The organism is Aphanothece microscopica RSMan92, assembly GCF_046613545.2.
Classification (GTDB): Bacteria; Cyanobacteriota; Cyanobacteriia; order PCC-6307; family Cyanobiaceae; genus NIES-981.
Genome location: NZ_JBKKKY020000256.1, coordinates 1 through 815, shown reverse-complemented (window position 1 = coordinate 815; position 815 = coordinate 1). Strand labels below are relative to the sequence as shown.

Sequence of the window (815 nt, the reverse complement as noted above, 5' to 3'; positions counted from 1 at the left end):
CGAGGATCTCGAGCTGCGCCTCGACCTCGTCCCAGCCGGGCTGGCCGTTGCGGCCATAGATATGGGCGGCGCCCGCGACCTCGGGCAGGTGGAAGGTCACCGCGGGGGTGATGGGCGGCGCCACGCCCTGCCCCTGCCCCAGCCCCGCGCCGCGGTGGTGCAGAAGGCGCGCGATGCGGTCGGCGGTCTGGTCGTTCGTGGTCATGGCGCTCTCCCCCCTGGCGTGGCCCGAGTGATGGCGCGCGGGGACGCCAAAGGCAACGGGGGTTCTGCCCCGGCGGCGGGGCACCCGGCGCGGCGGTTGCGCCGTGGGTATTTGGATCAAGGTGAAATGGCAGGCGGGGTCACAGCGTCAGCCGCATCCGGTAGCCCGGCGCATGCGACAGCCGCACCCAGGTGACCGGGGCGGTGTCGGTGCGGGTGCTGCGTTCGGCCACGAACAGCGCGGTTCCGGGCGGGACGTCCAGCACCTGCGCGGTGCGCGCATCGGCGGGTTCGGCCATCAGGTCGATCTCGCCCGTGGCATAGGGCAGCGTGGCGATCAGCCATTCGTTGGCGGTCACCTGCGCGAAATCGGGCAGGGACCCCGGCAGGGCGGCGGGGTTCAGCCAGCGGGTTTCATGGGCAAAGGGGCGCCCGTCCGCCAGGTGCAGCGTTTCCAGGAACAGAAGCGGCGTCTCTGCCGCAAGGCCCATCCGCGCGGCAATGGCCAGCGGCGCGGGGGCGGCCTGCCGGGCCAGCAGGCGAAAGGCATGGGTCTGGCCGCGCGCGGCCACCTCGGCCCGGATCACGGGGATGTCCAGCACCGCGCGGCG

2 protein-coding genes are annotated in these 815 nt (G+C 73.5%); both read right to left on the bottom strand.

Going from position 1 to position 815, the window contains the following annotated elements:
* Positions 1–205: hypothetical protein (locus ACLD7X_RS17340; protein ID WP_411424937.1), on the bottom strand; the 205-nt coding region annotated here is incomplete at its 3' end.
* A gap of 139 nt (positions 206–344) precedes the next feature.
* The coding region (locus tag ACLD7X_RS17335) for a GntR family transcriptional regulator (protein ID WP_411424936.1) at positions 345–815 on the bottom strand (471 nt) is incomplete at its 5' end.